Raw genomic sequence first — 25,443 nt, forward strand, 5'->3', positions numbered from 1 at the left:
GCGCCTATGCCGCGGACTGGAAGCATTCTTTCCGCCTGGTGCCGGCGCCAGGCGTTTGACCCGCTGCCGCCAGATCCGCAAGTTGGTCGGTCGCGACGTCTGTCTTTCTTGACCTGGACCTATACCCAAACGCTGTCAACTGCTCGACCGCAATGACCGCCATATCGCTCCCGCGCTCGTCGGTATCCGCAACAAACACAGGAGTACTCGCCACGACGGACGTCGGGGTTCGCTCTGGAATTCTTAGTTGAACCCGCTATATGACCACCTACATGGTCAGGAGAATGTCATGGATGTAATCAATCTGGCAGAAGCCAAGGCCCATCTGAGCGAGTTGGTCGACCGGGTCGAGGCAGGCCATTCAATCGACATCACTCGGCGCGGCAAGCCGGTTGCACGGCTCACCGCCGTGGCCAATCCTCGCAAACCAATCGACGCTGCCCTGCTCCGGTCTCTGACGGCGATTATGCCGCCGCAGACTGAGAGCGCTGCTGACCTGGTGCGCGCGATGCGGGACGAGGACCGCTACTGATGCTTTATCTCGACACGTCGCTGATCATCGCGGCGCTCTCCAGTGAAGCGATGACGCCGCGCGTCCAGACTTGGTTGGCGGAGCAGGATGCGGCGCAGCTTCTGATCAGCGACTGGACCATCACCGAGATGTCTTCGGTCATGGCGATCAAGCTGCGGACCAGCCAGATCAGCCTTGAACAGCGCGCTGGGGCGCTCGCCATGTTCAACAAGCTGGTCGCCGAGAGCTTCACCGTGCTCGGCGTGACTGGCGGGCAATTCCGGACCGCGGCGAAGTTTGCCGATCAGCGTATGCTTGGGCTTCGGGCCGGCGATGCGCTGCATCTCGCCATTGCATCGGAGCATGGCGCCACGGTGCACACGCTCGACCAGCGCCTCGGCAAGGCCGGTCCGGCGCTCGGCGTGCCGACGCGGTTGCTGACATGAAGCGGGCCCTCCCACTCTACCCTTGTCTGAGGCATCCATGGCCGGTGACTGGACCGAAGAGCAGAATGAGGCGATCGTCGCGGATTATCTCACGATTGCCGGGAGCGGAATGGCAGCTTCGGAGAGCAATTTCATTGACGAAATTCAGCTGTTGGGGAATCCCATGCTTTCGCAGACTATCCGCGAATCTACGACGACGTAGAATGAGGTCCGCCCGACGGGCCGGGCCAGCAGTCGAGTGACCGCTTACTCCGTGGCAATGTTTTCGAGGAATGTCGCCGACGGCACGAAGAACAAAGTGCCGGTGACGGCGCGGCTGAAATCCAGCAGCCGGTCGTAGTTGCCTGGCGGCCGGCCAACGAACATGTTCTCCAGCATCTGCTCTATTCTGCGCGGCGAGCGGGCGTAGCCGATGAAATACGTCCCGAATTCACCCTTGCCGACGCCGCCGAACGGCATGTTGTCGCGCACAATCTGCAACTGCTCTCCGTCCTCGACGATCGTGGTCAGCGCATTGTGGGCGAAGATCGGTTTCACGGCATCGTCGAGTTCGATATCAGAGAGTTTTTTTCTGCCGACAATTCCCTCCTGCTCGTCGATGGGGAGTGCGTTCCATGCTTTCAAATCATGCAGATACTTCTGTACGATCACGTAGCTTCCTCCCGCAAAAGAGAGGTCCTCCTCGCCGATAATCGCCGCCTTGACGGCGTCTTGATCCACCGGGTTTTCGGTGCCATCGACGAAACCGATCAGGTCGCGGTCATCGAAGTAATTGAAGCCGTGCACCTCATCCGCTACCGAAACCGCGCCATCGAGCCGCGACATGATCTGTGTCGCCAGCTCGAAGCAAAGATCCATCCGCGCGGCACGGATGTGAAACAGGATGTCGCCCGGCGTCGAGACAGCGTGATGCTGGCCATGAATCTCGCGAAATGGATGCAAGTCCTTCGGCCTGGGCGCTCCAAAGAAGCGGTCCCAGGCTTCGGACCCAAACGCCATGACACATGACAACCGACCCTCGAGGTCACGGAACCCAACTGCGCGCAGCAGCGCGGAAAGATCGCCACACAAGGCGCGCACGGCCGCGTCATGTTCGGGCCCGGATTTGATCGTCACGACGAGAAAAATTGCGGACCGCGTCAGTTGCGCGACGACCGGTTGCGAAACAGCAGATGGCACAGTTGAGTCCACAATACATCCTTTCGATATGTCACTCGGTACGAGGCAGTCGACGGGCAAGGCGCAGCAAGGCCGAGTTGCGATTTGCTCAATACGAGTTGCCGCAGGATCACTTTCGTATCAGCCAGGCATCAGCTTGCCTGTCAGTATTCCCCGACGTCGATAACAGCCTGGGCGAAGGCCTGTGGGGCTTCCTGCGGCAAGTTATGGCCGATACCGCCGGTGATGATCCGGTGGTCGTATCTGCCTGAAAATTTCTTGACGTAGGCGCCTGTCGGGATGGGGTGCGCCATTGGCATCACCTTCGAGAGTGATGGTGGGCACCGTAATCAGGGGACTTTCGGCCAGTCGTTTTTCCAGGCCGTCAAATTCCGGCTCGCCTTGTGCCAGGCCGAGCCTCCAGCGGTAATTGTGGATGACGATGCTGACGTGATCCGGGTTGTCGAGGCAAGCTGCACTGCGATCGAATGTGGCGTCGTCAAAGTCCCATTTCGGCGAGGCGATCCGCCAGATAAGATTCGCGAAGTCCCGCCGGTATCGTTCGTAGCCCGCCCGCCCGCGTTCCGTGGCGAAATAGTATTGGTACCACCATTGAAGCTCTACTTTCGGCGGCAACGGCATTCTGTTTGCCGCGAGGCTGCCGATCAGATAGCCGCTGACCGAGACAAGGGCTTTGCAACGCTCAGGCCAGAGCGCCGCGACGATGCAGGCCGTGCGCGCGCCCCAGTCATAGCCGGCGATGATCGCATGGCTGATCTTCAGCGCATCCATCAATTCGATGACATCGACAGCCAGCACAGACTGCTGGCCGTTGCGAACCGTCTGACTGGAAAGAAAGTGCGTCGTGCCATGGCCGCGTGCATACGGAATGATCACGCGATAGCCCGCCATCGCCAACAACGGAGCGACTTCGACAAAGCTGTGGATGTCGTAGGGCCAGCCATGAAGGAGGATAACCACGGGACCGTCGGGCGGACCCGCCTCGGCGTAACCGACATTCAGGACGCCAGCGTCGGCTTGCCTGAGCACTGCGAAGGAAGCGGCCGTCGACCGCTCTGTCGTTGCTCCATCCAACCCTGAAACAGGTCGTGCCTGAGCTGTGAGAACTGTCGTGAACTGCGTAGCAGCCAGACCGATTGCCGCGGCGCCGACAAAGGCCCCGCGATATCGATCGATCTCTTTCGGCGGTTCTGCATTTTCCATTGTTGCAACCTCTTTCCAGGGCAAGATCGGATGCCCTGCTGTTTGACGCAGCTTTGGCATCGCCTTCATTCATCGACTTGGCAGTGCCAGGCTGCATGCCCTGGCAATCGTTCAGGACGGCCTGGCGTGAGTGACGCCACCACCTGAAGTCTGACGCCCTTGCTGGGCAACCTAGGAGGCTGCTTCTATACGTGGGAAGACGATGCTGAGTGGCGCCTCGGCCTCCATCCTTAGAAATTCGGGGCGTAACCAATCGCCGCGCTTGGGCAGCGATCAGGTGGAGGTTCTGCAGCAACGCAAGCATGAATAGCTCCTCTGTTGTATGCCTTGGCTCAGGGGCGTTAGGACGGGCGAACGGCCAACTTCGCAGTTAGACGAGACCCTCGCGAACCATCGCGGCGCGAACGGCCGGACGGGCCGCAATTCGGGCGCGGAGCGCTTCCAAAGGCGCGGGAACAGCGACTTGGAAACGGGCGGCCCAGAGCAGCATCACGAAAAGATAGAAATCCGCGACGCTGGGTTTGTCGCCGAACAGATAGTCGGTCTTGAGTTCGTCCGAGAACAGGCCGAGTTGCGTGGTAATCGTCGCGCGCGCCTTGGCCTTTTCAGCATCGCTGCCTTGGTGCCACATGGGCTTGAAGCTTCGGTGTATTTCCGTGGAGACGTAGGTCAGCGCTTCGAGAACGCGCGTACGGCCCATTGGCCCTTCCACTCCCAGTGCCGGGTATTGTGATGCGACCCAATCGAGCACGGCGATGTTTTCTGTCAGCGTTTCACCGCTATCCAGTACGAGGGCTGGAACATACCCTTGCGCGTCACGGTGGTGAAATCCTCCCCGGAGCCGGTCCGCTTGGTTTTGAGATTGACGGTTTCGCGCTCGAAGGAAGCACCAGCCTCCTCCAAGGCGATGTGGTCGGCCAGGCTGCAGGCGAGAGGGCTATAGTAGAGTTTCACGGTCTTTCCCTTTCTGGACCCTCGATGACGTTTCGAAAATTTGGCCGTCGTCGGGCGCGAGACTGCTCATCGCGATGCGCCGGTCATCATTGCCGGCGGCATCCACGCCGTCGGCAGCCAACGACGCTCAGAGGACTCGCACTTGGCGGTGGGGATGGCTACGACACCGACAGCTAGGCGCGCCTATGCCGAGGTATGGTCGAGCTGAAACAATTGTTCGTGGTCGCCGGACGCTCAACGCCGAGCGTCTCAGCTCACATCAGGAATGGGTCAGGAGGAACCAGAGTCCCCGCCCTCCTGGACATGGCGTGCTCGACAGTCCGACCAGTCCTTCGCTCGGGAGACCATAGACGAAGGTATTGGAAGCGCGTGCCCTTGGCACGATGGCTCACATCCTGCCTTGGTTGGCATATTTCAAGCTGACATGCGGCGCGAAAACCGAAGCGTGGATTTGCGAAGTGCCGCCGACGAAATGAAGCAGTTTTTTCCAAAGCCAGGAGTCATCATCATGCCGGAGATGACCATTATGGGTCCGGCCGATCCGCAGTTGCCTGCGACCGACGCCGTCCATACGGCATCGAGCAAAGAAGCAGACAAAAATGCCGGCGTGCCGCAGACCATCCGCAGGCCGATCGGTCCCAAGGAAGAATTTGGCCGGGGCAACTGGGGCCATTGACCCTGACGGCATTGATTTCAGGACCGGGCGAGGCCTCGGTCTTTCCGCCGTCTCAACCGGCAAACGGTATTCCCAACCCTGGCCAGCACGGTAACCGCGACGAACCCGCTCGCAACCCGAGTTCGCGGCACGGCTCTGGCGCCGATGGGACCCGCTTCGTAAGCATGGACCTCATATATGGTTGACCAAGCGGACGACAACTCCGGTGTCAAGATGGCCGCCGTCTCGGTCGATGCCAGCAGCCTCGGCGACCAATTGGCGACCATCCATCTGGGTTTGAAGGCATCGCCGGTCCGCAACTGGCTGCTCTGGACGTCGGTTGGAATCGTGGCAGTCATTAGCGCGACATCGATCGGCCAGGTCGTGCTCAACAGCTGGAACCAGCCCTTCTACGACGCGCTGGCGCGCCGCGACTTGCCGGTTCTCCTATATCAGCTTGTGATCTTTGCCCTTATTGCCGGCAGCCTTCTGGTGCTCGGTATTAGCCAGGCCTGGCTTAACCAGATGATCCGGCTGAAGCTGCGCGAGGCGTTGACGCTCGACCTGATCGACCAATGGATGCACCCGGCGTGGGCGTTGCGATTGACAAATGCCGGTGCTATCGGCGTCAATCCCGATCAGCGCATGCAGCAGGACGCCGCGCATCTTTCCGATCTGTCGACGGACCTCGGGATCGGGCTGCTGCAGTCGTTCATCCTGCTGGCGTTTTTTGTTGAGGTGCTCTGGCGGGTTTCTTCTGGCTTCGTCTTCCACATTGGCGGTTATCCCTTGGCGATACCAGGTTACATGGTGTGGGCGGCGCTGCTTTATGCCGGCATAGCATCGTGGCTGAGTTGGCTGGTGGGGCGCCCGCTGGTCAATCTCGACGGTGATCGTTACACACGGGAAGCGGAACTGCGCTCCTCCATGGTGCGCATCAACGAAAACGTCGATGCCATCGCGCTCTACCATGGCGAGGCCGACGCGAAGCGACGGCTCGAAATGGACCTCAGTGCGGTGCTGGCAGCAATGCGGCGCATCTACACCGCCCAGATCAACCTGTCATGGGTGACCAACACTTACGGCTGGATTGGCATCGTGGTCCCAATCCTTATCGCGGCACCTGTGTATTTCTCGGGCCAGATAGGCTTCGGCGGACTGATGGTGGCAGTCGGCGCGTTTAACCAGATGAATTCGTCGCTGCGCTGGTTCATCAACAACGTCGGCAGCATCGCCGACTGGCGCGCCACGCTGATGCGTGTTGCCGATTTTCGCATCGCGCTGAATAAGACCGACGTGGTGCACGACATGGAAAAGCCCATCGAAGTCGGCGACAATGCAGATTGGCCTGACCACCGAGAAACTTGAGACCTGCTGTCCCGAATAGAAGGGCAAGCAGCCTGTTCTCGCCGCTGGACGAGGTTGTTCCCTCTCCTCACGGATTGCTTTGAGAGTAAGGACAGACGTCAACTTACACGGTCTGCTAAATGCTAATGGCCGGGCAACGTCTTTGCTCCTCGGAGCGGAGGAATGGCCACTTGGCATGTATGCCGGGGATCGCACATCCCTGACGAACTGTGACCGAGCGCATCGATGTCTTCTACAATCATCGCGCCTGGCCGCCCTAGACTTTAGCATCGACGAACAGGTGCCTGCGTAGAATTGGCGGGTACCTGGGACTGCCCCATTCTCCGCGTACCGGCCACCTGCGCCTGGGCCTGCTACCATACTGTCCTTGACGAGTTCGAGCTGGATGACAAGATGCCTGGGCCATTGGCTCTGAGGTCGGTTCTTCGTTCGACGTTCTGATGCCGGGCAGCTGTTTGCGAGACCGCTGGCCCTCGCCGGGATCGGTGACCTGCGCCACGATACGGGCCCTGCCGTCGCCGTCACCGCGGCCTCAGCTTGCAACCGCCAGCGGCGCCTTCTTCGCCAACGACGGCTGCCGGCGCAAGCGACGCTTGGCTGTAAGCTTGAGCGCGACCGGCGGCGCGCTGGACAGAGCGCCACGCACTGCATCGGCGATGCTATGAGCAACGAAATCGGCATTGATGTCGCCGGCCAGTGCCGCCGCCGCTTGGCTATCGTCGTTGCCGGCCTCCGACCAGAACGCGATGCCAACCCTGAGCGCCGGCCTGGCGCGCTTCAGCCGGCGCACCAAGAAGCGGGCGTGCTTGACGGAATCGCGATTGAGGAAGCCGACAACGACGGTATCGACAGCGGCAAGATCGAGCCGGCGAATGCTCGCCGGTTCCATGTCGGCGAATCCCGCCTTCGACACCGTCGCACCGTTGACTTCGAGCACCTGCGCCAGCATGGCAGCGGCGGCATCATCGAGTTCGCCGCGCCCGCCGCCACATAGCACTGATATGCCGACGCCATCAGGAAGTCCGATGTCGTCCTCGGCTTCCTTGCCCTCCCCGGCTGTTTCTTCTCCCGCAGCCGTCTTGCCGTCCCCGGCGGAGGCCGGTTCATCCTCTTCGGCCGCTTCTTCGTGTGCGCTGTCGTCGAGGTTTGCCACCAGCGTCAGCGCGCTGGCCGCCACCTGCCGTCTCTGCTGGTCGTCCATCACGCCGCGGACACGATCCTGCTCGCCGAGCAACAAAGCGGGAATGGCGACCTGGTCATAGAACTCGACCAGATATTTCTCCTCCAGCAACTCCTCGGCGTGGTCGGTGGCCTCTTCCGGGTCGCCGGCCAGCAGTCGCTGGTAAAGTCGGGCATGCGGTTCGAGCACCGGCTCGTTGCCGAACAGTACGTCGAGGAATTCGAACTGCGGCACGTGCCTGCCCAGCACGACCAGACAGACGGTGAGCGGCGTCGACAAGATCAGGCCGAGCGGCCCCCACAGCCAGGTCCAGAAGATCGCCGCGACAATGATGGCCAATGGCGAGAGCCCGGTGCGCGAGCCATAGAGCCAGGGTTCGACGACATTGCCGGTGAGCAACTCCATCACCACGAACAGGCCGGCGGTCCACAGCACCAGCGACCAGCCGGGCGCTACCGCCAGCGCCAGCAACAGTGGCAGGAGCGCGCCGATGACCGGCCCGATATAGGGGACGAAGCGCAGCGCCAGCGCTAGTAGGCCCCACAGCAACGCATTGGGGATGCCCACAATCCAGAGCCCGATGGTGATCGGTATGGCATAGACGATGTTGACGACCAGCTGCATCAGCAGATACTGGCCGACGCGTTTGCCGGCATCCTGCAGCGCCTGGGTGGTGCGGTGCAGATCGCCATAACCGACAAGGCGGATGAAACGATCGCGCAAATCCTCCCGCTCCAGCAGCATGAAGATGACGACAACGATGATCAGACCCGCCGAGGCCAGCGGGCTGATCAACGGGCCGATGAGGTTCTGCAGGAACTCGAGCGGCCGTTCTCGCGCGATGATCTCGACCGGCACGGGCTCTCGCCTGGGCGTGTCGGCGGCGGGCGGCGACGAATCCTGCAGGTCGATCTCCTGCCCGACGCGCTCGATCACCTGGCTCAATCTGGCAATGATCCCTCCTGCTGCCCCGGTTTCCTTGAGCGACCGGATCTTGGTCAGGATGTTTGTCTGGTAGATCGGGATGTTCTGCGCCAGTTCGCTAACCTGCGATGCGGCAATGAAAGAGAACAGAGCGAGTGCCGCGAAGGCACCGAACACACTGGCGATGACAGCGGGAAGGCGGGGAATGCCGACGCGCTTCAGAGCCGACACCACGGGCGCAAGCGCGAAGGTCAAAAGCAGCGCAATGGCGATCGGCAGGAACACTTCGCGCCCGAAATACAGCGCCGCAACCGCTGTCACGATCGTGGCGACGGTGGGCAATGAGGTGCGCGGACGGGCGTTGGCTGCGGAAAGAATGCCCGCCAAGCCGAGCTCTGATGGGTAAATGCCGTTTCGACGATTTGCCGCCATTGAATACCTAGCCTCGCCCGCGCGCCATGATCGGGCATATTTAGCTGGCGCGCAACGTAGCAGCTTTACGCGCTTGCAGGTTCCGACCGAACAGTCCGACTGGCACGTTGTCGTGACGCGCTGGTTCGATTCAATTCACGACACGAAGTGGCAAGTGTGTAACAAGTGGCCGAAGAGGAGGCGAAGGCGCCTTCAGATCGGCTTTGAGCTTGTTCCGCCCCATTGAGAATATCGACGACGCGCAGACGCTGGCGCAGGCCATCGTCAACATTATTGCCGAACCGTTCCTCGTCCTCGACGAAAAGTTTCATGTGCTGGCGGCCAGCCACTCCTTCTATCAGACCTTCAAGGTCGACCCCGAAGAGACACACGGCGCCCTGCTTTATGCGTTAGCCGACGGCCAGTGGGATATTCCGGCACTGCGCCTGCTCCTGGAGACGATCATCCCTGAGAAGACCGCCATGGACGGCTTCGCGGTCGAGTATGATTTCCCCAACATCGGCCAGCGCACGATGCTGCTCAACGCGCGAAAGGTGCTTTACGACCACAATTCGGCCGTCACCATCCTGCTCGCCTTCAACGACATAACGGCGCGGCGTGTCATCGAGCGCGAAAAGGAAGAACTCCTCGGCCGCACCGAAGACCTATTGCGGCAAAAGGATGTGCTGCTACGTGAGATGGAGCATCGGGTTGACGGAGGGGCGGCCTTGAGCGATTTCAGCCTGCCTGTTCATCGAATAAAACCGAGCAGCCTCGCGCAAGCGCTACTGTTGAGAGTGCATTTGCCATCAGATCATCCGGAGACACGAAATCGCCGGTTAGCACACGCAACTCTTCCACGCCTTCGGCCATCGACACGAAACTTCCGACCACTCGATCGCGCTTGCAACCCTCGACCACGTAAAGCAGATCGATCAATTCGAAGCCGCGCATATTCAGCCTCCAAAACAAATCGTCCCTTGCAGGATCTTGAAACGCATTGGCGGGAAATAATGTTCCCGGCTCGCCTGGCCGTGTAAAGAACACCTGGCCTGCGGTCGCGCCGGCGGCCTTGCCATCGGGATACTTCCACGATCGCACCTTGAGTCCGGGCGGCCAGCCTGTTGGCTTGTTCTGGCAGCGGATTTTTGGTCCGCTTGGCCGGTGCTCGAAAGCCCCTACCAGCTCCTAACCCTTACGCGCCGATGCCGCTCTTCAGCCGGACAGCCTGTCCGACGGCGAAGAGATGCGTTGCGCCTTCGCGGCGGACTGGGCGTGCGTTGCGATGGATCAGGGTTGTGGTTCTCATGATTGTCTCTCGTCCAGCTCCAGCGAGGCTTGAAGCAATGCCGGTTCGATCGCCACACAAACTCGCCCTTTGGCGCGAGATGGAGCGGCAGGCAGGTCTCCCATGCCTTCAAAGATGGTCGAGCCGGCTGGCTCGGCCTGCCTATGCAAGAGACGCCGAAGCAACTCGTCATCAACATTCTTATTCGAAGGAATACGTGAAGCCCTCCTTGGAGGCGCCGACGGTTACTTTTGTCATTTTTTCGCCCTCGAGCGAGCGGTTCAGCACGCCGCGGCTGAGTTCCGGCAGGAGCGTGTTGGTGAGGATGGCATCGATCATCCGGCCGCCGGATTCGATCTCAGTGCAGCGGGCCTTGACCAGATCCATGACACCGTCGCCGATGACCAATTCCGCATCGTTGGTTGCCCGCAGCCGGCGTGCGATCTTGGCGAACTGGTGACGGGTGATTGCTTCGATCATCGAATCCGAGAGCGGATAATAAGGAATGGTCACCACCCGGCCGAGGAAGGCCGCCGGGAAGACCTTCAGCAACGGGCTGCGCAACGCGGTGTCCAGATCTTCGAGCCCGGCCCGCAGCGTGCCATTTTTGGTGCGGTCCATGATGACCTCCGAGCCGACATTGGAGGTGAGCAGGATCAGCGTGTTCTTGAAGTCGATCCGGCGGCCCTCGCTGTCGTCCATCATCCCCTTGTCGAAAACCTGGAAGAAGATTTCGTGCACGTCGGGATGCGCCTTCTCCACCTCGTCGAGCAGGATCACCGAATAAGGTTTGCGGCGAACCGCCTCGGTCAGGATGCCGCCCTTGCCGTAGCCGACATAGCCGGGCGGCGCGCCTTTGAGCGTCGAGACCGTGTGCGCTTCCTGGAATTCGGACATGTTGATCGAGATCAGGTTCTGCTCTCCACCATAGAGTGTTTCGGCCAGCGCCAATGCGGTTTCGGTCTTGCCTACACCCGAGGGGCCGCAAAGCAGGAACACGCCGACTGGCTTTTCCGGCGCGCCGAGCCCGGCGCGGCTGGTCTGCACGCGCTTGGCGATCATCTCCATGGCGTGATCCTGCCCGACCACGCGCTCGGACAGAGTGGCGGCGAGCTTAAGCGCCTTCTCGGTCTGGCTCGACAGCATCCGTCCGGTCGGAATGCCCGTCCAGTCCTGGACCACGGCGGCCACGGCGTTGCGGTCGACCGATGGCAGGATCAGCGGGGTCTCGCCTTGCGCCTCGGCCAGTTCAGTCATCAGTTCGCGCAACCGGGCGAGATCGGCGGCCGGATCGGATGAAGGGGCAGCGGCAGTCGCCGGTGTCTCCACGTCAGCCCGGCCTGTTTTCGTCTCAGGCGTTTCGGTCTTGGGCAGCTGAGCTTCAACTGCGTTGGCGCCTGCCGTTTCGACATTCGTCTGCGGTGTCTCTACCGCATCGAGCTGTACGCCTTCGCCGCGCAACCTGGCGCGCAATTCGAGAATTTCGGCAACAAGTGCCTTTTCGCGATCCCAACGTTGCTGCGCGGCGGCCAGCTTGACTTCGTTTTCGGCAAGCCCGTTGTCGACCCGTGCCTGCCGCTCAGTCACCTCGATGCCGATCGCGGCCTCGCGACCGATGATGCCGCGCTCGACCTCCAGCGCCTGCCGGCGGCGCGTGATATCTTCGACCTCGGCCGGCGTGGCGTGCTGCGATATGGCGACACGCGCGCAAGCGGTATCGAGAAGGCTTACCGCTTTGTCCGGCAGTTGCCGTGCCGGGATGTAGCGATGCGACAGGCCGACCGCCGCCTCGATCGCCTCGTCGAGTATCTGCACCTTGTGGTGCTGCTCCAGAACGCCGGCCACCCCGCGCAACATGAGAACGGCCACCGCCTCCGACGGCTCGTCGATCTTTACTACCTGGAAACGGCGGGTCAGCGCGGGGTCTTTTTCGATGTGCTGCTTGTATTCGGCCCAGGTCGTTGCCGCGATTGTGCGGAGCTCACCGCGCGCCAGCGCCGGTTTCAGGAGATTGGCCGCGTCGCCAGTTCCAGCCGCGCCGCCGGCGCCGATCAGCGTGTGGGCCTCGTCGATAAACAGGATGACCGGCGTTTCGGATGATTGGACCTCATCGATGACTGCCTTCAGCCGTTTTTCGAACTCACCCTTTACGCTTGCACCCGCCTGCATCAATCCGACATCGAGCATGCGCACGCTGACATCCCGCAGCGTGGGCGGCACGTCGCCCTCAGCGATACGCAAGGCAAAGCCCTCGACGACCGCCGTCTTGCCGACCCCGGCCTCGCCGGTCAGGATCGGGTTGTTTTGCCGGCGTCGCATCAGGATATCGACGATCTGCCTGATCTCCGGATCGCGGCCGACGACCGGATCGATCTTGCCGTCACGGGCGCGCTGGGTCAGGTCGGTGGCGTATTTCGCCAGCGCCGAATCCCCGCCCAGTGCCCGCTTCGGCGGGGTCTCGGCGGCGGCAGCGGACGGCGCAGCCCCGGCTTCGAGCGACCCTTCAGTTACGTCGGCAAAGCGCTGGATGACCGCGGCGGCGTCGACCTTGTCAAACTCGCCGCTGATCTTCGACAGCAGGCCTTCCAGCACCGGCGTCTTTAGGCAGGCAAGGAGAACATGTGCGCTACGGACTTCCTCGACGCCGAATTCCAGCGTTGCCAGGTTCCAGGCTTCCTGGATGGCATGAAAGATATGGTCGGAAAATTCCTCGATCGACGTTGCGCCATATGGCAGCTTGTCGACGGCGCGGGTCATGTCGGCTGTGAGCCGGCTCGCATCCAGTCCCGCATCGGCGATTATCATCTGCACATCCGAGCGGTCGGAAAGCACAAGTTGCTCGATGAAGTGGACGAGTTCGACGTAAGGATTGCCGCGCAGCTTGGCGGTGTCGGCGGCGGCCTTGAAGGCTCGCACACCGACAGGATTGAGCTTGCCGACCAGTTCCTTACGCTTGAAGCTCTGCGACGACCGGCGCTGTTCCATCGAACGTGCTCCTGCAATCTGCCAGCCGATAACCTGCCACATAAGCCGCCACTTGACAAAGTGCGTGATGGACGAGGTCTCGAAGACCGGTCCAGCCAGCTTATTGCGTTTATGGACGTCCTGCACCGCCGGCTGCAAACAATCACGGAATTGGGCCCTTGCGCGATACATTTCTCATGCAGGATCGGCAATCATGCTACGGATGTCAGCATTCGGAGGCGGTTGCATTTAGCTTCTGTTAATTTTTGAGCAGTCGTTGAATTGTGGTAAAGTGCAGCGGTGTGATAACGTCGGGTCACATCTGGTTTGAGGGCCTTCGCTGGGGGTTGGTGTGATTGATCTCGCACTCTGGCTTACTTCGCTCGACGGTGAGAATCCGTCCGGGGAAGATTTGCGCAACGACCCAGCTTTTCATGAGCTGGAGCGCCTGACGGAAGCCCAGATCAAAGTCGTCCACGACGGCAACAACAAGGCCGCCTCGCAAAGCACCATTCCGGTCGACTGGCCTGCGGTGCTCGCAAAGGCGGAGGAGTTGCGCGCGCATGGTCGGGACCTGCGCCTGCTCGTCATCGTCACGCGCGCGCTGGCCAATGAAGAAGGGCTGGCCGGGCTGGCGCAAGGTCTGACTCTCATTGCGCAGACTTTCGATCAGCATTGGGAAACCATGCATCCGGCACTGCGGCCCAACGCTTCGCCACGCGATGCCGCCCTGCGCCGTATCAATGCGCTGCTCGACCTGCAGAATGGTCAGGACGGGTTGTTGGCGAACCTGCGGCAAATGACGTTCTTCGCGCCGCGCGCGATCGGCCCGATTCAGGGCAAGGATCTGGAAAAGGGTGCGCTCGACGACCGTGTCATGCTCCAGGAGGCCGCCTCGGGGTTGAATGCGGCGGAGAAGGCCGCGCTGATCAGTGCGCACGCACAACTCCTGAATCGGGTGCGTGCCGGATGTGCGGCCCAGATTGATCAGGCCAATGCGGAGATGCTCCAGCTCATCGCTGACGCCCGGGCAACGATCGCGGCACTCGATGCGGTCGAGGCCGCGCTCAACGCTCGTCTCGGCGGCGGCGGCGCTCCCGTTCCGGACTTAAAACGGTTCCTGCAGCGTTTGCTGACGACACTCGAACGGAATTCGGCAGCCGGCGCGGTGACGAATGGCGCGGCCACGCCGATGCCGGCGGAACCGGCAACGCCTGCTCGAAACGGTCATGGAGCCGATGCGATGGCAAGTATGGCAAGCTACGCGGAGCCGAGCACGGGGCTTCCCGACCGGATCTCCTCGCGCGACGACGTGGTGAAATGCCTCGACCTCGTCGTCGCCTTCTACGACCGCACCGAACCGTCGAGCCCGATTCCGCACCTGGCTCGGCGCGTACGCCGGATGGTGCATATGGATTTCGTTGAACTGATGGAAGATCTCGCCCCGTCTGGGCTGAAGGAATTCAGGCTGCTTGCCGGCGTTCCCGATGCCAAGAAGACGGCTCAGAAGGATGAAAGGTAACAACACATGCCAGCCGAAAGCAAAGCGAAGGTCATCGAACGAAACCGCGCGCCGCGAGTGCAGATCGCCTACGATGTGGAAACCTACGGCAGCCCGACGACGATCGAACTGCCGTTTGTCATGGGCGTGATGGCCGACCTTGCCGGTGCTTCGCAAACCAAGGAAGCGTCAAAGTCGGTGCTGGACCGCTCCTTTGTCGAGACCGACGCAAACCGCTTCCCAAAATTCATGGAGGCGCTCGGGCCCCGCGTCAAAGCCCGGGTGAAGAATACCCTGCCACAGGCCGAAGGCCAGGAGCGCGACGAAGAACTGGCGCTCGATCTCACCTTCAGCAAGATGGGTGATTTCGCCCCGGACAAGATCGCCGAGCAAGTTCCGCAACTGGCCGAGATCCTCAAGATGCGTCGTCAGCTCGAGGAATTGCTCGGCTTCATGGACGGCCGCGTCGATGCCGAAAAACGCATCGCGCAGCTTCTGAACAACGAACCGCTGCTTGGCAAGATCGCCAACCAGGCACTGTCGGATGACGACAAGGTTGGGGAATAAATCATGGCCGAACAGCAAAAGACCGCCGCAGTCGCCGCCGAGGCCGAGGCCATAGACCTTGGAGAATTCAGCGGACTCCTCGAGAAGGATTTCAAGGTCAAGAAGGACGACAGCGAGAAGCTGCAGCAACTCGTGCGCAATCTCGCGCTCGCGGCGCAGTCCCGTTCCGACACCACGACCATCTCGTCCAATGCGATCAAGTCGATCAAATCGCTGATCGCCGGCATCGACAAGATGCTGACGACCCAGGTCAACGAGATCCTGCACGCGCCGGAAGTGCGTGAAATGGAAGGCACATGGCGTGGCCTCTGGTATCTTGTCAACAACACCGAGACGGATCAGAAGCTGAAGATCCGGGTGATGAACATTTCCAAGGAACAGCTGGCCGATACGCTTGAAGACTATGAAGGCCAGATGTGGGATCAGAGCCCGATCTTCAAGAAAGTCTATACAGACGAGTATTCAATGCTGGGCGGCGAGCCGATCGGCTGCGTGATTGGCGCCTATGAGTTTTCCAACCACCCGCGCGACGTCGGCCTGCTGCGCAACATCTCGGGCATCTGCGCTTCGGCGCACACGCCGTTCATCGCGGCGGCCTCGCCGCGCCTGTTCCGCATGGACAGCTGGCAGGAATTGCCGAACCCGCAAGATCTGCAGCAGATCGTCTCCAACCCGGCCTATGCCTCGTGGCAGTCGTTGCGCGAGAGTGAGGACGCTCGCTACATCGGCCTGACCATGCCCCGCGTCCTGGCGCGGCTGCCCTACGGCACCGATACCGTTCCGGTGAAGGGCTTCACCTTCGAGGAAGAGGTGCAGGGCGACCACAACAAATATGTCTGGATGAACGCCGCCTTCCCGATGGGCGTCAACATCAACCGCAGCCACAAGCTGTTTGGCTGGGGCACGCAGATCCGCGGCGTCGAGAATGGCGGCACGGTGCTCAATCTGCCGGTGCACAGCTTCCCGACCGATGATGGCTCCATCGCGATGAAATGTCCGACGGAAGTCGCCATCGACGACCGGCGCGAGGCGGAACTGGCCAAGCTTGGCCTGATGCCCATCCTGCACCGGAAGAATACCGATCTCGCGGCCTTCATCGGGGCCCACTCGCTGCAGGACGACGAGACGCGAGCGGGGCGGCTGGTCGATCCCGATGCGCAGTCCAACGAGCGGCTGAGCGCCAACCTGCCCTACCTGTTCCCGGTCTCGCGCTTTGCGCACTACCTCAAGGCCATCGCGCGCGACAAGGTCGGCTCGTTCAAGGAGCGTTCCGACATGCAGATCTGGTTGACCGAGTGGATCAACCGATACGTGCTGGCCAACCCGGCCTTTGCCGACGACAAGGCGCGCGCCAAGCGCCCGCTTGCCGCCGCCGAGGTTCAGGTGGACAGCGTGGAGGGGCGGCCGGGCTACTACAATGCCCGCTTCTATTTGCGCCCGCATTACCAGTTGGAGGGCATCAACGCCTCGCTCCGACTGGTGTCGGAACTACCGTCCGTTAAGACTTGATTTGCAGCAACAACATCCTGGTTTTTGAAAGCGGTGGAGAAACACAATGCCCACGACTACAAAAATTGATGGCTTTCTGAAGGTTCCCGATATCAAAGGCCCCAGCACCCGCGACGGGCACGAAGATGAGATCGAAATTCATGGCGTCGACTACAAGATGGTCGCCCCCTATGATCCGAATTCGATCTCGCGCCGTGGCCGCGTGAACATGGGCATGATCAAGTTCACCAAACACTACGACAAATCCTCGCCCTACCTGAAAAAGGCGTTGTTCGACAACAAGGCCCTTGATGAAGTGGTGTTTTCGGCGCGCCGGACCATCGATGGCGAAAGTAAGGATTATCTGGTCATCACACTGAATGACGCCTTCGTCATGGAATACGACATGTCGCAGGCCGAGGATGAGGAAGACCTGATCCAGGAAGAAGTCAGCTTCGCCTACAAGAAGATCAAGTTCGTCTATGACGGCAACGATGAAGCCGAAATGGATGTCTATGTCGGCAAGTGAGGTTCGGCAGCCCGGCGCGGGCAAGCGGCAGACCACCGGTAGCTTGCGGGCAAAAAGCGAAGCCGTCCAGCCATCGCTTTGGGATCGCCTCGTCAATGACCTGCCGGGTCTGACCTCGGAAATAGAGGGGCTGCGCCATTTCCTGCTCGACGAGCTTGGCGCGGACCGTCTCGACACACTCGTTGCCGGCAGCACGCGGGCCATCGACGCCGATACGGAACTGACACCGGATCAGAAACGCCGTCTGCATCGATTGGCCTTTCAGACCCAGCACCGCGTCGAGATCGAAAGCCGTGGCGTGGTGGTATCGGCCCGAGTGCTCAGGGAAGCGGTACGACGTGACATCGAGGCGCTCTTCAACACGGAGCGCTTCGAGGCCACGCCGCTTCTTTCCGATCTGGAAAATGAACAGGTTTCGGACAATCCCCCTTCGCTCGCCGATTTTCCGGAGGTCCGCCGAAGCGTGGTCAATTATGGCGTGCCTTCCTTCTCGGGCCGCTCGTCCCGCGACTTCGATCGCGACGTGCTGGCGCGTGAGATCCGCACGGTGCTCGCCACCTTCGAGCCTCGCCTGAAGGAAAACGCAACAAAGGTTACGGTCACGCTCGGCGACAAAACCGTTGGCCTGAAGATCGAGATAGACGCCGTGCTGATCATGACGCCGACGCCCGAACGCATGCGCCTGCGCACCACGATCAATCTCGATAACGGCTTGGCGCGGACCGAAATTAGGGACGCCTGAGATGGATCGAGTCTTCGTCGAATATTACGAGGAGGAACTGACCCATATCCGTGGCCTCGCAGCGGAATTCGCCGACATGCATCCAGCAGTGGCGCGCAACCTTTCCCTCGACACGGTCCCGTGTCCGGACCCATATGTCGAGCGGCTGCTGGACGGCGTCGCCTTCCTCGCCGCGCGCACCCGGCTGAAGATCGACGCCGAGCGCTCGCGATTTTCCCGCAGCGTGCTCGATGTTCTCTATCCCGATCTGGTCACGCCGGCGCCGGCGACGGCGATGGTGGTCCTGAAACCCGGCCAGCAGGTCCAGACCATGCTCGCCGGCCACGTCGTCAAGCGCAACACGCGGCTGGTTTCCAGCCTGCAGTCCGGCCTGTCGACACGCTGCACTTTCTCTACCGCGCAAGAAATGACCCTGTGGCCGATAGGGATTACTTCGGTCAGCTATTTTCAGGATCGCAGTGCGATGGCGATGGCCGGCATAGGGCCGATCGGCGGCGTCGGCGGCGAGGCGGCGCTCCGCATCACGCTGGCCCGGACCGGAAAAGGCAAGCTCGACGAACTGGCGCTCGACCGACTCGACCTCTATTTTGCCGGGCGCACCAAGGCGCCGCTGCTGTTCGACGCGATCTTCGGCGCCTGCACGGCTGCCGGCGCACGACCCGAAGGCAAGACCAACCCGTTGTCGGCCTTGCCGGTACCCGCAATGGTCGGCATCAGCGACGACGAAGCCTTGATGCCGCGCACGCGCGCGACATTCGAAGGGTACCGCCTGCTGCGCGAATACTTCATGATGCCCGAACGCTTTCACTATGCGCGGCTTTCGGGGCTGCAGCCCATCGTGCGCAAATGCGCGGCCGGGCTTGAGATCATCTTCCTGTTCAGACGCGCGGCGCCTGAGTTGGCCGATCTGACGCCGGCGGACTTCGAACTTTTCGCCACGCCGATCATCAATCTGTTCGAACGCGAGTGCAACGTCGTCGAAGTCGATGCGCGCAAGACGCGGCAGGTGTTGCATGCGGACCGGACGCGGGCGCGTGACTTCGAAATCTATCGGGTCATCCGCGTCGAGGACGCCGACAGTGAAGGCAACGACGCCGAAATCCCCGAACTCTTCAGCCTGGGTCAGAACCGCGGTAGTGGCTGGGTCTATTCAATCGAGCGGCGCCCACGCCGGGCGACGGAAGAGGAGCGCCGCGACGGCCTGACCCGCACGTCCTACACCGGGGATGACGTTTTCCTGGCCGTATCCCGGCCGCTCGCAAGCCCGACGACCCGGCCGCTGAAGCGTCTCGACGTCATGGCCCTTTGCACCAATCGTGATCTGCCGATCCTCGATGACAATCCGACCTTGACGCTAGAGGCCGGCGACCCGGTCGAAACTGTAAGGCTTCTTGGCGCGCTGCGTCCGCCGCAGCCAGCTATCCCCGCGGCACTGCCGGCTGGGGCCGACGGTGAATCGCGGGCCGACGATCTCGCCTGGCGGCTGGTGGCGCAGCTCGCGCTCAACTTTCTCAGTCTTGCCAAGGAAGGCCGCGGCATCGACCCCCTGCATGCGCTGCTCGACCTCTATGCCGATCGCGGCGATCCGAGCCTTGCCCGCAATGTGCATTCGATCGTGCGTATCGACTCGCAGCCGGTCGTCGAACGTCTGCAAATCGATGGGCCGATGTGCTTCGGACGCGGTACCGAAGTGACGTTGCATGTTGATCAATCGGTCCTGGCCGGCCAAAGCACCTTGCTGCTTTCGGCCTTGCTGGCGCGGCTGTTTGCCCGTCACGCCGGGATAAACGGCTTCGTGCGAACCCGCACGCGGCTGCTGCAGAAGCAGGAGGATGTGCTATGGCCGATGACGCCCGGCAATCGCTACCTGATCTAGACAAGCCCGACCCGAACCGGGCCGAAGTTTTATCCGAGACGTTCGACTTTTTCGAACTGCTGCGCCGTCTCGAACAACGGAGCGGTCTGTTCGGCCATTCCGGCCGCCCTGACCGTGAGCCGGCACGGCTTGGCCAGCATGTTCGCCTCGCCTTTTCCGCACGGGATCTGGTTCAATTCCGCGAAGCCAGCGGCAGGGCGCCGGCCCGGGTCACGGTGGCAAATCTCGGTCTATTGGGACCCGAGGGTCCAATGCCGCTGCATCTGACGCGCTGGGTGCTCGACCGCCTGTCGCAACGCTGGTTCGCCGGCGCCGATGCGCAGCTGACCAGCGACACGACGTTCGTGGACTTCGTCAACATTCTGCAGCACCGTATGATCGCCCTCTACTATCGGGCGTGGGCGGATGCGCATCCGGCCGTACAGGTCGAACGCGCGGTCGGCGGGCGCATTCGCGCCATGCTTGAAGCCATGGCCGGGATCGGACTTCCCGGCACCCAGGACCCCGATCTCGATACGGTGAAACTTCGCCAGGCGGCTTCGCTCGCCAATCAGGTCGACGGCCCGGAACGGCTGACGCTGTTCCTGGCGGAAGCGTTCAAGGTGCCGGTACAGATCAAGGAATTCATCGCCGCCTGGGTAACAGTACCAACCGGCCTCCAGACCCGTCTTGCAAAGGCCTTTGCGGGGCTCGGCAAGGGGGCGACGATCGGCCCGCGCGTTTTCAGCCGCCAAAGCAGGATTGAACTGCGTGTCGGCCCGTTGGGGTACGAGGAGTTCAAGGCGTTCCTGCCTGGCGGCCAGCGGCTCAAACTGTTCAAGCAGGCGGTTCGCGACATGGTCGGGGAATCGCTCGACGTCGACCTGCGCATCGTGCTTGCGCGTGAAGCTGTGCCGCCGCCCCGTGTCGGATCGGTTCAGCTCGGGCGGACCGCCTGGCTTGCGCGACCCGCTGAAAGGGGCGATGCTGACGACATGCGGCTGCGGACAATCGTCGGATGGCGGCCGGAAATGGCGGGGGTCGCGGCATGAGTCTGCTGCTGACGCTGGAACAAGGGCCACGTACCCAGGCGGTACGGCAGACCCGGCTGGACGAGGGCGAGCTGGTGATCGGCCGCAGCGCGGACGCGGGCTGGCAGATCAACGATCCCGACATGTTCGTCTCGCGAGCGCATTGCAAGATCTCTGGCGGGCGAGATGGATATTTTGTCACCGACACGTCGAGCAGCGGATTGTTCATAAACGACTCCGACAGCCCGCTTGGTGCCGGTAAGTCGACGCGCCTTCAAAGCGGCATGCGGCTGAGACTTGGCGACTACATCGTCTGTGTCGACCTGCAAACGCCAGCCACTCAAGCACCCGCAGCCGGCCAGCCGGTTCCTGAACGCGCGCCGCCGGGGTCCCGGGCGCCGGTGAGCATCGGCCGCGATGACTTCTTTTCCGCCAAGGTCGAGGAAGAGCCGCGACGGCCACGTCCGGCCGATCTGCCGAACCCGTTCGAGCAGCCGGTTCCGGGCGCATTCGAACGTGCCAACTCCGACCAGCGCAACTCGCCCGGTTTCGATGACCCGTTCAGCCTCGATCCGGTTTCAACGCCCGTGTCGAAAAATCCCGCCCCTTATCGCGAACCGGGCGGCGCGACGAGCCAGGTGGACCCATTCAGCCTCGACCCGGTGCCGTCCCCCAGCCGCGGAGCCGAAGCCACTCCTGGAAAGCCGTCCCATTTCAATGATGATTTTGGTTTCGGACCAGCCGCGGCGCCCAGTTCGGCGAACGGCGCCAGTTCGACCGGACAGCGCGAGCGCATCGCCAATCCATCCCAATCCGCCAATCCCTGGGATTTGCCGGTGCAGCCGGCGGATGCCCCTCCTCCACCACGTGTGGGCGCTGCTCCCAAAGCCGCCCGCCCGCCAGCAGCGGCGCAGCCGGAGGAGATGGCGCTTCGCGCCGCGTTCCTGCACGGCATGGGTGTCGAGGAAGCCGAGTTTCCCGGACGCGACAGCATCGCGGAAATGGAGAAGTTTGGTCGCGAATACCGGCTGATGATGGAAGGCCTGATGCAGCTTCTGCGCAAGCGGGCTGAGGAAAAGGGAAACGCGCGCGTCGCCCAGACCATGGTCGGGCCCTCCGAAGTCAATCCGCTCAAGTTCCTGCCGACGGTCGATGACGCCATCGTGACGCTCATCGCTGATCGCAGCCCCGGATTTCTCGCCGGCGAAGCGGCAATCGCCGATGCGGTTCGCGATCTTGCGCAACATCACGTGCGCGCCTGGCGAGGCATACAGGCCGCCTTGCGGCGGATGATCGACCGTTTTGACCCGGCAGCGATCGAGGAAGAGCTGAAATCGAATTCCGCGATCGGCACCCTGCTCTCGGGTGGGCGGAGCGCCAAGCTGTGGGAGCTTTACCAGAAACGCCATCGCGAAATCGCTGAGAGCGCGGAAAAAAGCTTCCTTGGTGAAATCGGCGCTGATTTTCGAGATGCATATGAGGAGGAGTGAGAGATGATCGATCGACGGGAATTTGTCGTTGCCCTGGGCGCGACAGGGCTGCTTGCGGCTTGCCAGAGTGGTCCGCCAAAACCATCGGTGATCACTGTCAACATGACCGGCGGCGCCGGCATGAACCCGGGGCCAGGTGGCGGCGACCGGCCGGTGACGGTTCTCGTGATGCGGCTGAAAAGCACCGGCAAATTCAATTCCGCCGACTATTTCGCGCTGCAGGGGGATGCCGGCACGGCGCTGGCAGGCGATCTCATCGGATCCGATCAGATTTCCGTCGGGCCGGGAAAATCCGCGTCGAAAACCATCACTGTCGAGCCGGACGCGACGGCGCTGGGCTTCGTTGCACTGATCCGCGAGCCTGGCGGCAGGAACTGGCGGACAACCAAGTCGGTATCGCCTGGGTCAAAATTCACGATCAATGTCACGCTTGGCAGCGGCGGCATTTCCGCCTAGCGGCCAGAGCAAGGGGAGCTCAATGCAGAGAGTAGCGGCATGAGCGATGCAAACAGGGTGCTATGGTCCGAAGGGCTTTTCCTGCGGACCCAGCATTTCCAGCAGCAGGATCGCTTTTTCGAGGCGACGGTGCGCGGCGCATTGCAGGCCGGGCAATTGCATACGTTCGGCTTTCAACAGCTGACGCTTGACCAGGCATCGCTGGAGGCCGGCCAGATTTCGATACTGTCCGCACGGGGCATCTTTCCGGATGGGACGCCTTTTTCCATTCCCGAGATGATGGACGCGCCGCGACCGCTGCCGGTCACCCCGGACACGGGCGCCGGACCGGTGCTGATCGCCTTGCCGCTGGAGCCTCCGGGCGGTGTCGGCTTCGATCCGGCGCACGCCGCCGCCTCGGGAGCGCGATATCATGGACGGATCGTTTCGGTGCGTGACGCCGTCCAGGGCGGATCAGATCCTGAAGAAATCGAAATCGCCCGTCCGCAAGCGCTGCTGCTGGCGCCCGGCAAGTCGGTCGGTGGCTATACAGCCTTGCCGATAGCCGACCTCAAGGGGGTTCGAGCTGACGGTGGCGTCTCCCTGGACGAGACCTTCCTGCCACCAACATTGGTTACCGGCGCGGTCGCCTGGTATCGGCAATTGCTGCTGGAAGTTGTCACCGGCCTAGACCAGATCGCCGAGGCGCACGGGAAGATGGTCATGGGTGGGCCTGGGCGCAGCGTCGAAGATCTGCTGATGCTCAATCTCGCCAATGCGGCGCGTCCGCGGCTGGCCCACATGCTGGCGCAGGATGTCTTCCATCCGGCCGAGCTTTACCTGGAGCTTGCCGGGCTCGCCGGTTCGATGGCGACATACGGATCAAGCGCACGGCGGTTGGGCGAATTGCCCGCCTACGATCACATGGCGCCAGGCCCCGCCTATTCGGCGCTGGCGGATGCGCTGCGCTCGCTCATCCTCAGCCTGCGTTACATCGAGCCGAAATCGCGTGCGCTGCCGGTCATGCGGCACTCGACCAATGTCTGGAAAATCCGCATCGACAACCCGAAACTGCTGGTGGCCAGCCGGATCGTCATCCGGGTTGGTTCGGAGCTGTCGGAGGACGCGCTGCGCAAGATATTCGTCAATCAGGCGACCGTCGGGTCGGCCGACCAGTTCGAGGGCCTGTGGAAATCGCGTTTGCCCGGCATTCCGCTGAAGCCGCTTCATTCCCAACCGCGCGAGATTCCTTACGATGGCGATCGGTTATGCCTTGAGTTGGACCAGAAAAGTGAGCACTGGGCGTCGCTGCTCGATGCCCCCGGCTTCGTCATCGGCGTTTCGGGCGTGTTGCCAAGCGAGCCGCAGGTGGACTGCTATTCGGTGAACAGGTGAGATCATGAGCCGCGATGATCCTTTCAGACTGTCGGAGGATCGCGAACGCACTCGCATTCGATTGACCGGCGCGCCGATGCCGCGGCCGATGGCGCCACTCTTGCCAGGCGCGGTGGTAAAGCGCTCCCGCACCCATCCGAACGCACTCGTCAACGCATTCGCGGCCTTGCTCGAATTCGCTCCCGAGCTTGAAAGCGCGCTCGCGCCGGACAATCCGGAAGCTTTGCGCACCCGATTGCTCGAAGAACTGGTTCGGGCGCGCGATACGGCTATGTCGGCGGGATCTTCGATGGAGCGCGCCGACCAGGCGGCCTGGGTGGTGGCGGCCTTGCTCGACGATCTGGCCCTGAACACGCCATGGGGCGGTGCCAGCGCTTGGCCGCGGCAGCCGCTTGTGGTCATGCTGCGCGGCGATGTCGACGCCGGCACGCAGTTCTTCACGCGTCTCGACGAACTTGAGCGCCATCCCAACCGCGATCGCGAATTGCTGGAGCTGCAGTATGACTGCATGGCGCTCGGCTTCCGCGGCAAATACCGTGTGCCCGGCCGGTCAGGCGACCGCTCGCTCAATGCCGTTCGCGTGGCGGCGGCACGCTTCCTGCGCGATGCCGACGCCGAAGGCGCTCCACTGTCGCCAAACTGGAAAGGCGTGATCGCATCCGACGAGCCGCAGCGCTTCATTGTTCCGATCTGGGTCATGGCGCTCGGCGCGGCGGTTGTCGCCACGGCAATCCATGTCGGGCTCTCGATGGGCCTGAGCAGCCAGGCGGTCGAGCTGTCCGCACTTGTGCGCGCCTTGCCCCCGCCTGCACGCGGCGACATCAGCCGCACGTCGCCCAAGGTGGACGCCCCACCTCCGGAGAAAGTGGATTTTGCGCTCTTGCCGGAATTTCAGGCCGGGGCGCCGGCCGACCTCAGATCCGCCCTCAGCGGCACCGAGAGCGTTTCGCTGGCCAAGCTGATCATCCAGGGCTCCAACCCCGAACTGTTCCAGTCGTCGAGGCCACAACTGACCGAAGGCTTCGAACCGCTGATCGGGTCACTTGCCAAGGTGATCCTCGCCAATCAGGAGCTTATCGGAAACATCACCGTGGTCGGTCACACAGACAGCGTTCCGCTGCAAAAGACCAATCCGCTGTCGACCAACCAGCGACTGTCCGAGGCTCGCGCCCAGACGATTGCCGATATGCTGGTCCAGAACGGAGTGCCACGGGACCGCGTCCATTCCGAGGGCCGCGCGGCAACCGATCCAGTCGCCACCGACAGCACGCGCGAGGGGCGGGCCTTGAACCGCCGCGTCGAGGTGCTCGTCGAAAAGAGGTTGTGA

The 25,443-nt window shown here is 62.1% G+C and carries 21 protein-coding genes and 3 pseudogenes; 17 read left to right on the forward strand and 7 right to left on the reverse strand.

Going from position 1 to position 25,443, the window contains the following annotated elements; all coding sequences use genetic code 11:
- The first annotated feature begins 289 nt into the window (after positions 1-289).
- The 3 genes from NKI20_RS11635 to NKI20_RS11645 are packed head-to-tail and all read left to right on the forward strand — an operon-like array spanning position 290 to position 1,159.
- Positions 290-532: a type II toxin-antitoxin system Phd/YefM family antitoxin gene (locus tag NKI20_RS11635; protein ID WP_352830666.1), complete on the forward strand. Its 243-nt coding sequence runs from the start codon at positions 290-292 to the stop codon at positions 530-532.
- Positions 532-957: a type II toxin-antitoxin system VapC family toxin gene (locus tag NKI20_RS11640; RefSeq protein ID WP_352830668.1), complete on the forward strand. Its 426-nt coding sequence runs from the start codon at positions 532-534 to the stop codon at positions 955-957. The genes NKI20_RS11635 and NKI20_RS11640 overlap by 1 nt, the downstream gene beginning before the upstream one ends.
- Before the next feature lie 37 nt (positions 958-994).
- Positions 995-1,159, forward strand: a complete 165-nt coding sequence (locus tag NKI20_RS11645; protein ID WP_352830670.1) for a hypothetical protein — start codon at positions 995-997, stop codon at positions 1,157-1,159.
- Positions 1,160-1,203: 44 nt separating this feature from the next.
- Here NKI20_RS11645 and NKI20_RS11650 read toward each other — a convergent pair whose 3' ends face one another.
- The 4 genes and pseudogenes from NKI20_RS11650 to NKI20_RS11665 all read right to left on the reverse strand — a co-directional run bounded on the left by NKI20_RS11650 (position 1,204) and on the right by NKI20_RS11665 (position 4,293).
- A complete protein-coding gene (locus tag NKI20_RS11650) occupies positions 1,204-2,136 on the reverse strand; it encodes a Dyp-type peroxidase (protein WP_502898076.1) in 933 nt (310 codons plus the stop codon).
- 143 nt (positions 2,137-2,279) lie between these two features.
- Positions 2,280-3,339: pseudogene (locus NKI20_RS11655) on the reverse strand (alpha/beta fold hydrolase).
- A 370-nt stretch (positions 3,340-3,709) separates the two neighbouring features.
- On the reverse strand, positions 3,710-4,090 hold the full coding sequence (locus NKI20_RS11660) for a glutathione binding-like protein (RefSeq protein WP_352830674.1): 381 nt from the start codon (positions 4,088-4,090) through the stop codon (positions 3,710-3,712).
- A gap of 14 nt (positions 4,091-4,104) precedes the next feature.
- Positions 4,105-4,293 (reverse strand): glutathione S-transferase family protein, encoded by a 189-nt coding sequence (locus NKI20_RS11665; RefSeq protein ID WP_352830676.1) that lies wholly within the window; start codon positions 4,291-4,293, stop codon positions 4,105-4,107.
- Between the two features lie 508 nt (positions 4,294-4,801).
- Between NKI20_RS11665 and NKI20_RS11670 the strand changes: the two genes are divergently transcribed.
- Both NKI20_RS11670 and NKI20_RS11675 read left to right on the forward strand, forming a co-directional pair.
- Entirely contained in the window at positions 4,802-4,969 is a 168-nt protein-coding gene (locus NKI20_RS11670) for a hypothetical protein (RefSeq protein WP_352830678.1), read from the forward strand.
- Between the two features lie 177 nt (positions 4,970-5,146).
- Positions 5,147-6,332, forward strand: a pseudogene (locus NKI20_RS11675) (ABC transporter ATP-binding protein/permease); the annotation flags it as partial.
- Positions 6,333-6,848: 516 nt separating this feature from the next.
- Here the strand turns inward: NKI20_RS11675 and NKI20_RS11680 are convergent.
- Positions 6,849-8,852 carry an AI-2E family transporter gene (locus tag NKI20_RS11680; RefSeq protein ID WP_352830680.1) on the reverse strand — a complete coding sequence of 668 codons (2,004 nt, stop codon included), beginning with the start codon at positions 8,850-8,852 and terminating at the stop codon, positions 6,849-6,851.
- A 209-nt stretch (positions 8,853-9,061) separates the two neighbouring features.
- Between NKI20_RS11680 and NKI20_RS11685 the strand changes: the two are divergent.
- A pseudogene (locus NKI20_RS11685) lies at positions 9,062-9,544 on the forward strand (histidine kinase); the annotation flags it as partial.
- A gap of 25 nt (positions 9,545-9,569) precedes the next feature.
- On the opposite strand, the gene NKI20_RS11690 reads toward NKI20_RS11685, so the two are convergent.
- Both NKI20_RS11690 and tssH read right to left on the reverse strand, forming a co-directional pair.
- Positions 9,570-9,785: a hypothetical protein gene (locus NKI20_RS11690; protein ID WP_023758840.1), complete on the reverse strand. Its 216-nt coding sequence runs from the start codon at positions 9,783-9,785 to the stop codon at positions 9,570-9,572.
- 535 nt (positions 9,786-10,320) lie between these two features.
- The gene (gene tssH / locus NKI20_RS11695) at positions 10,321-13,104 is read right to left on the reverse strand and encodes a type VI secretion system ATPase TssH (RefSeq protein ID WP_352830682.1); all 2,784 of its coding nucleotides are present in this window, start codon (positions 13,102-13,104) and stop codon (positions 10,321-10,323) included.
- Positions 13,105-13,435: 331 nt separating this feature from the next.
- Between tssH and tssA the strand changes: the two genes are divergently transcribed.
- Genes tssA through icmH form a run of 11 tightly spaced genes read left to right on the forward strand, consistent with a single transcriptional unit; the run spans position 13,436 to position 25,443 of the window.
- Entirely contained in the window at positions 13,436-14,605 is a 1,170-nt protein-coding gene (gene tssA, locus NKI20_RS11700; protein ID WP_352727485.1) for a type VI secretion system protein TssA, read from the forward strand.
- A 6-nt stretch (positions 14,606-14,611) separates the two neighbouring features.
- Positions 14,612-15,151 (forward strand): type VI secretion system contractile sheath small subunit, encoded by a 540-nt coding sequence (tssB, locus tag NKI20_RS11705; RefSeq protein ID WP_023758845.1) that lies wholly within the window; start codon positions 14,612-14,614, stop codon positions 15,149-15,151.
- A gap of 3 nt (positions 15,152-15,154) precedes the next feature.
- Positions 15,155-16,660, forward strand: coding sequence for a type VI secretion system contractile sheath large subunit (tssC, locus tag NKI20_RS11710; protein WP_023758846.1), 1,506 nt, complete (start codon positions 15,155-15,157; stop codon positions 16,658-16,660).
- Positions 16,661-16,706: 46 nt separating this feature from the next.
- On the forward strand, positions 16,707-17,168 hold the full coding sequence (locus NKI20_RS11715) for an Hcp family type VI secretion system effector (RefSeq protein ID WP_023758847.1): 462 nt from the start codon (positions 16,707-16,709) through the stop codon (positions 17,166-17,168).
- A complete protein-coding gene (gene tssE / locus NKI20_RS11720) occupies positions 17,155-17,910 on the forward strand; it encodes a type VI secretion system baseplate subunit TssE (protein ID WP_352601149.1) in 756 nt (251 codons plus the stop codon). The genes NKI20_RS11715 and tssE overlap by 14 nt, the downstream gene beginning before the upstream one ends.
- Position 17,911: 1 nt before the next feature.
- Positions 17,912-19,786, forward strand: coding sequence for a type VI secretion system baseplate subunit TssF (gene tssF / locus NKI20_RS11725; protein WP_352830686.1), 1,875 nt, complete (start codon positions 17,912-17,914; stop codon positions 19,784-19,786).
- A complete protein-coding gene (gene tssG / locus NKI20_RS11730; protein WP_352830688.1) occupies positions 19,750-20,817 on the forward strand; it encodes a type VI secretion system baseplate subunit TssG in 1,068 nt (355 codons plus the stop codon). Before tssF ends, tssG begins: the two co-directional genes overlap by 37 nt.
- Complete coding sequence (gene tagH, locus NKI20_RS11735) at positions 20,814-22,286, forward strand: type VI secretion system-associated FHA domain protein TagH (RefSeq protein WP_352830690.1); 1,473 nt, start codon at positions 20,814-20,816, stop codon at positions 22,284-22,286. Before tssG ends, tagH begins: the two co-directional genes overlap by 4 nt.
- Before the next feature lie 3 nt (positions 22,287-22,289).
- The gene (gene tssJ / locus NKI20_RS11740) at positions 22,290-22,742 is read left to right on the forward strand and encodes a type VI secretion system lipoprotein TssJ (protein WP_023758852.1); all 453 of its coding nucleotides are present in this window, start codon (positions 22,290-22,292) and stop codon (positions 22,740-22,742) included.
- A gap of 39 nt (positions 22,743-22,781) precedes the next feature.
- Positions 22,782-24,116: a type VI secretion system baseplate subunit TssK gene (gene tssK / locus NKI20_RS11745; protein WP_352830693.1), complete on the forward strand. Its 1,335-nt coding sequence runs from the start codon at positions 22,782-22,784 to the stop codon at positions 24,114-24,116.
- Positions 24,117-24,120: 4 nt separating this feature from the next.
- Positions 24,121-25,443 (forward strand): type IVB secretion system protein IcmH/DotU, encoded by a 1,323-nt coding sequence (gene icmH / locus NKI20_RS11750; RefSeq protein WP_352830695.1) that lies wholly within the window; start codon positions 24,121-24,123, stop codon positions 25,441-25,443.

The sequence above is a fragment of the Mesorhizobium sp. M0830 genome (assembly GCF_040319965.1).
In the GTDB taxonomy this organism is placed as follows: domain Bacteria; phylum Pseudomonadota; class Alphaproteobacteria; order Rhizobiales; family Rhizobiaceae; genus Mesorhizobium.

What these genes read in the sequence shown, in the direction of transcription:
- NKI20_RS11635 (WP_352830666.1), top strand. Translation starts at nt 290, where the DNA reads ATGGATGTAATCAATCTGGCAGAAGCCAAGGCCCATCTGAGCGAGTTG.
- NKI20_RS11640 (WP_352830668.1), top strand. Translation starts at nt 532, where the DNA reads ATGCTTTATCTCGACACGTCGCTGATCATCGCGGCGCTCTCCAGTGAA.
- NKI20_RS11645 (WP_352830670.1), top strand. Translation starts at nt 995, where the DNA reads ATGGCCGGTGACTGGACCGAAGAGCAGAATGAGGCGATCGTCGCGGAT.
- NKI20_RS11670 (WP_352830678.1), top strand. Translation starts at nt 4,802, where the DNA reads ATGCCGGAGATGACCATTATGGGTCCGGCCGATCCGCAGTTGCCTGCG.
- NKI20_RS11680 (WP_352830680.1), bottom strand. Translation starts at nt 8,852, where the DNA reads ATGGCGGCAAATCGTCGAAACGGCATTTACCCATCAGAGCTCGGCTTG.
- NKI20_RS11690 (WP_023758840.1), bottom strand. Translation starts at nt 9,785, where the DNA reads ATGCGCGGCTTCGAATTGATCGATCTGCTTTACGTGGTCGAGGGTTGC.
- tssH (WP_352830682.1), bottom strand. Translation starts at nt 13,104, where the DNA reads ATGGAACAGCGCCGGTCGTCGCAGAGCTTCAAGCGTAAGGAACTGGTC.
- tssB (WP_023758845.1), top strand. Translation starts at nt 14,612, where the DNA reads ATGCCAGCCGAAAGCAAAGCGAAGGTCATCGAACGAAACCGCGCGCCG.
- tssC (WP_023758846.1), top strand. Translation starts at nt 15,155, where the DNA reads ATGGCCGAACAGCAAAAGACCGCCGCAGTCGCCGCCGAGGCCGAGGCC.
- NKI20_RS11715 (WP_023758847.1), top strand. Translation starts at nt 16,707, where the DNA reads ATGCCCACGACTACAAAAATTGATGGCTTTCTGAAGGTTCCCGATATC.
- tssE (WP_352601149.1), top strand. Translation starts at nt 17,155, where the DNA reads ATGTCGGCAAGTGAGGTTCGGCAGCCCGGCGCGGGCAAGCGGCAGACC.
- tssF (WP_352830686.1), top strand. Translation starts at nt 17,912, where the DNA reads ATGGATCGAGTCTTCGTCGAATATTACGAGGAGGAACTGACCCATATC.
- tssG (WP_352830688.1), top strand. Translation starts at nt 19,750, where the DNA reads ATGGCCGATGACGCCCGGCAATCGCTACCTGATCTAGACAAGCCCGAC.
- tagH (WP_352830690.1), top strand. Translation starts at nt 20,814, where the DNA reads ATGAGTCTGCTGCTGACGCTGGAACAAGGGCCACGTACCCAGGCGGTA.
- tssJ (WP_023758852.1), top strand. Translation starts at nt 22,290, where the DNA reads ATGATCGATCGACGGGAATTTGTCGTTGCCCTGGGCGCGACAGGGCTG.
- tssK (WP_352830693.1), top strand. Translation starts at nt 22,782, where the DNA reads ATGAGCGATGCAAACAGGGTGCTATGGTCCGAAGGGCTTTTCCTGCGG.
- icmH (WP_352830695.1), top strand. Translation starts at nt 24,121, where the DNA reads ATGAGCCGCGATGATCCTTTCAGACTGTCGGAGGATCGCGAACGCACT.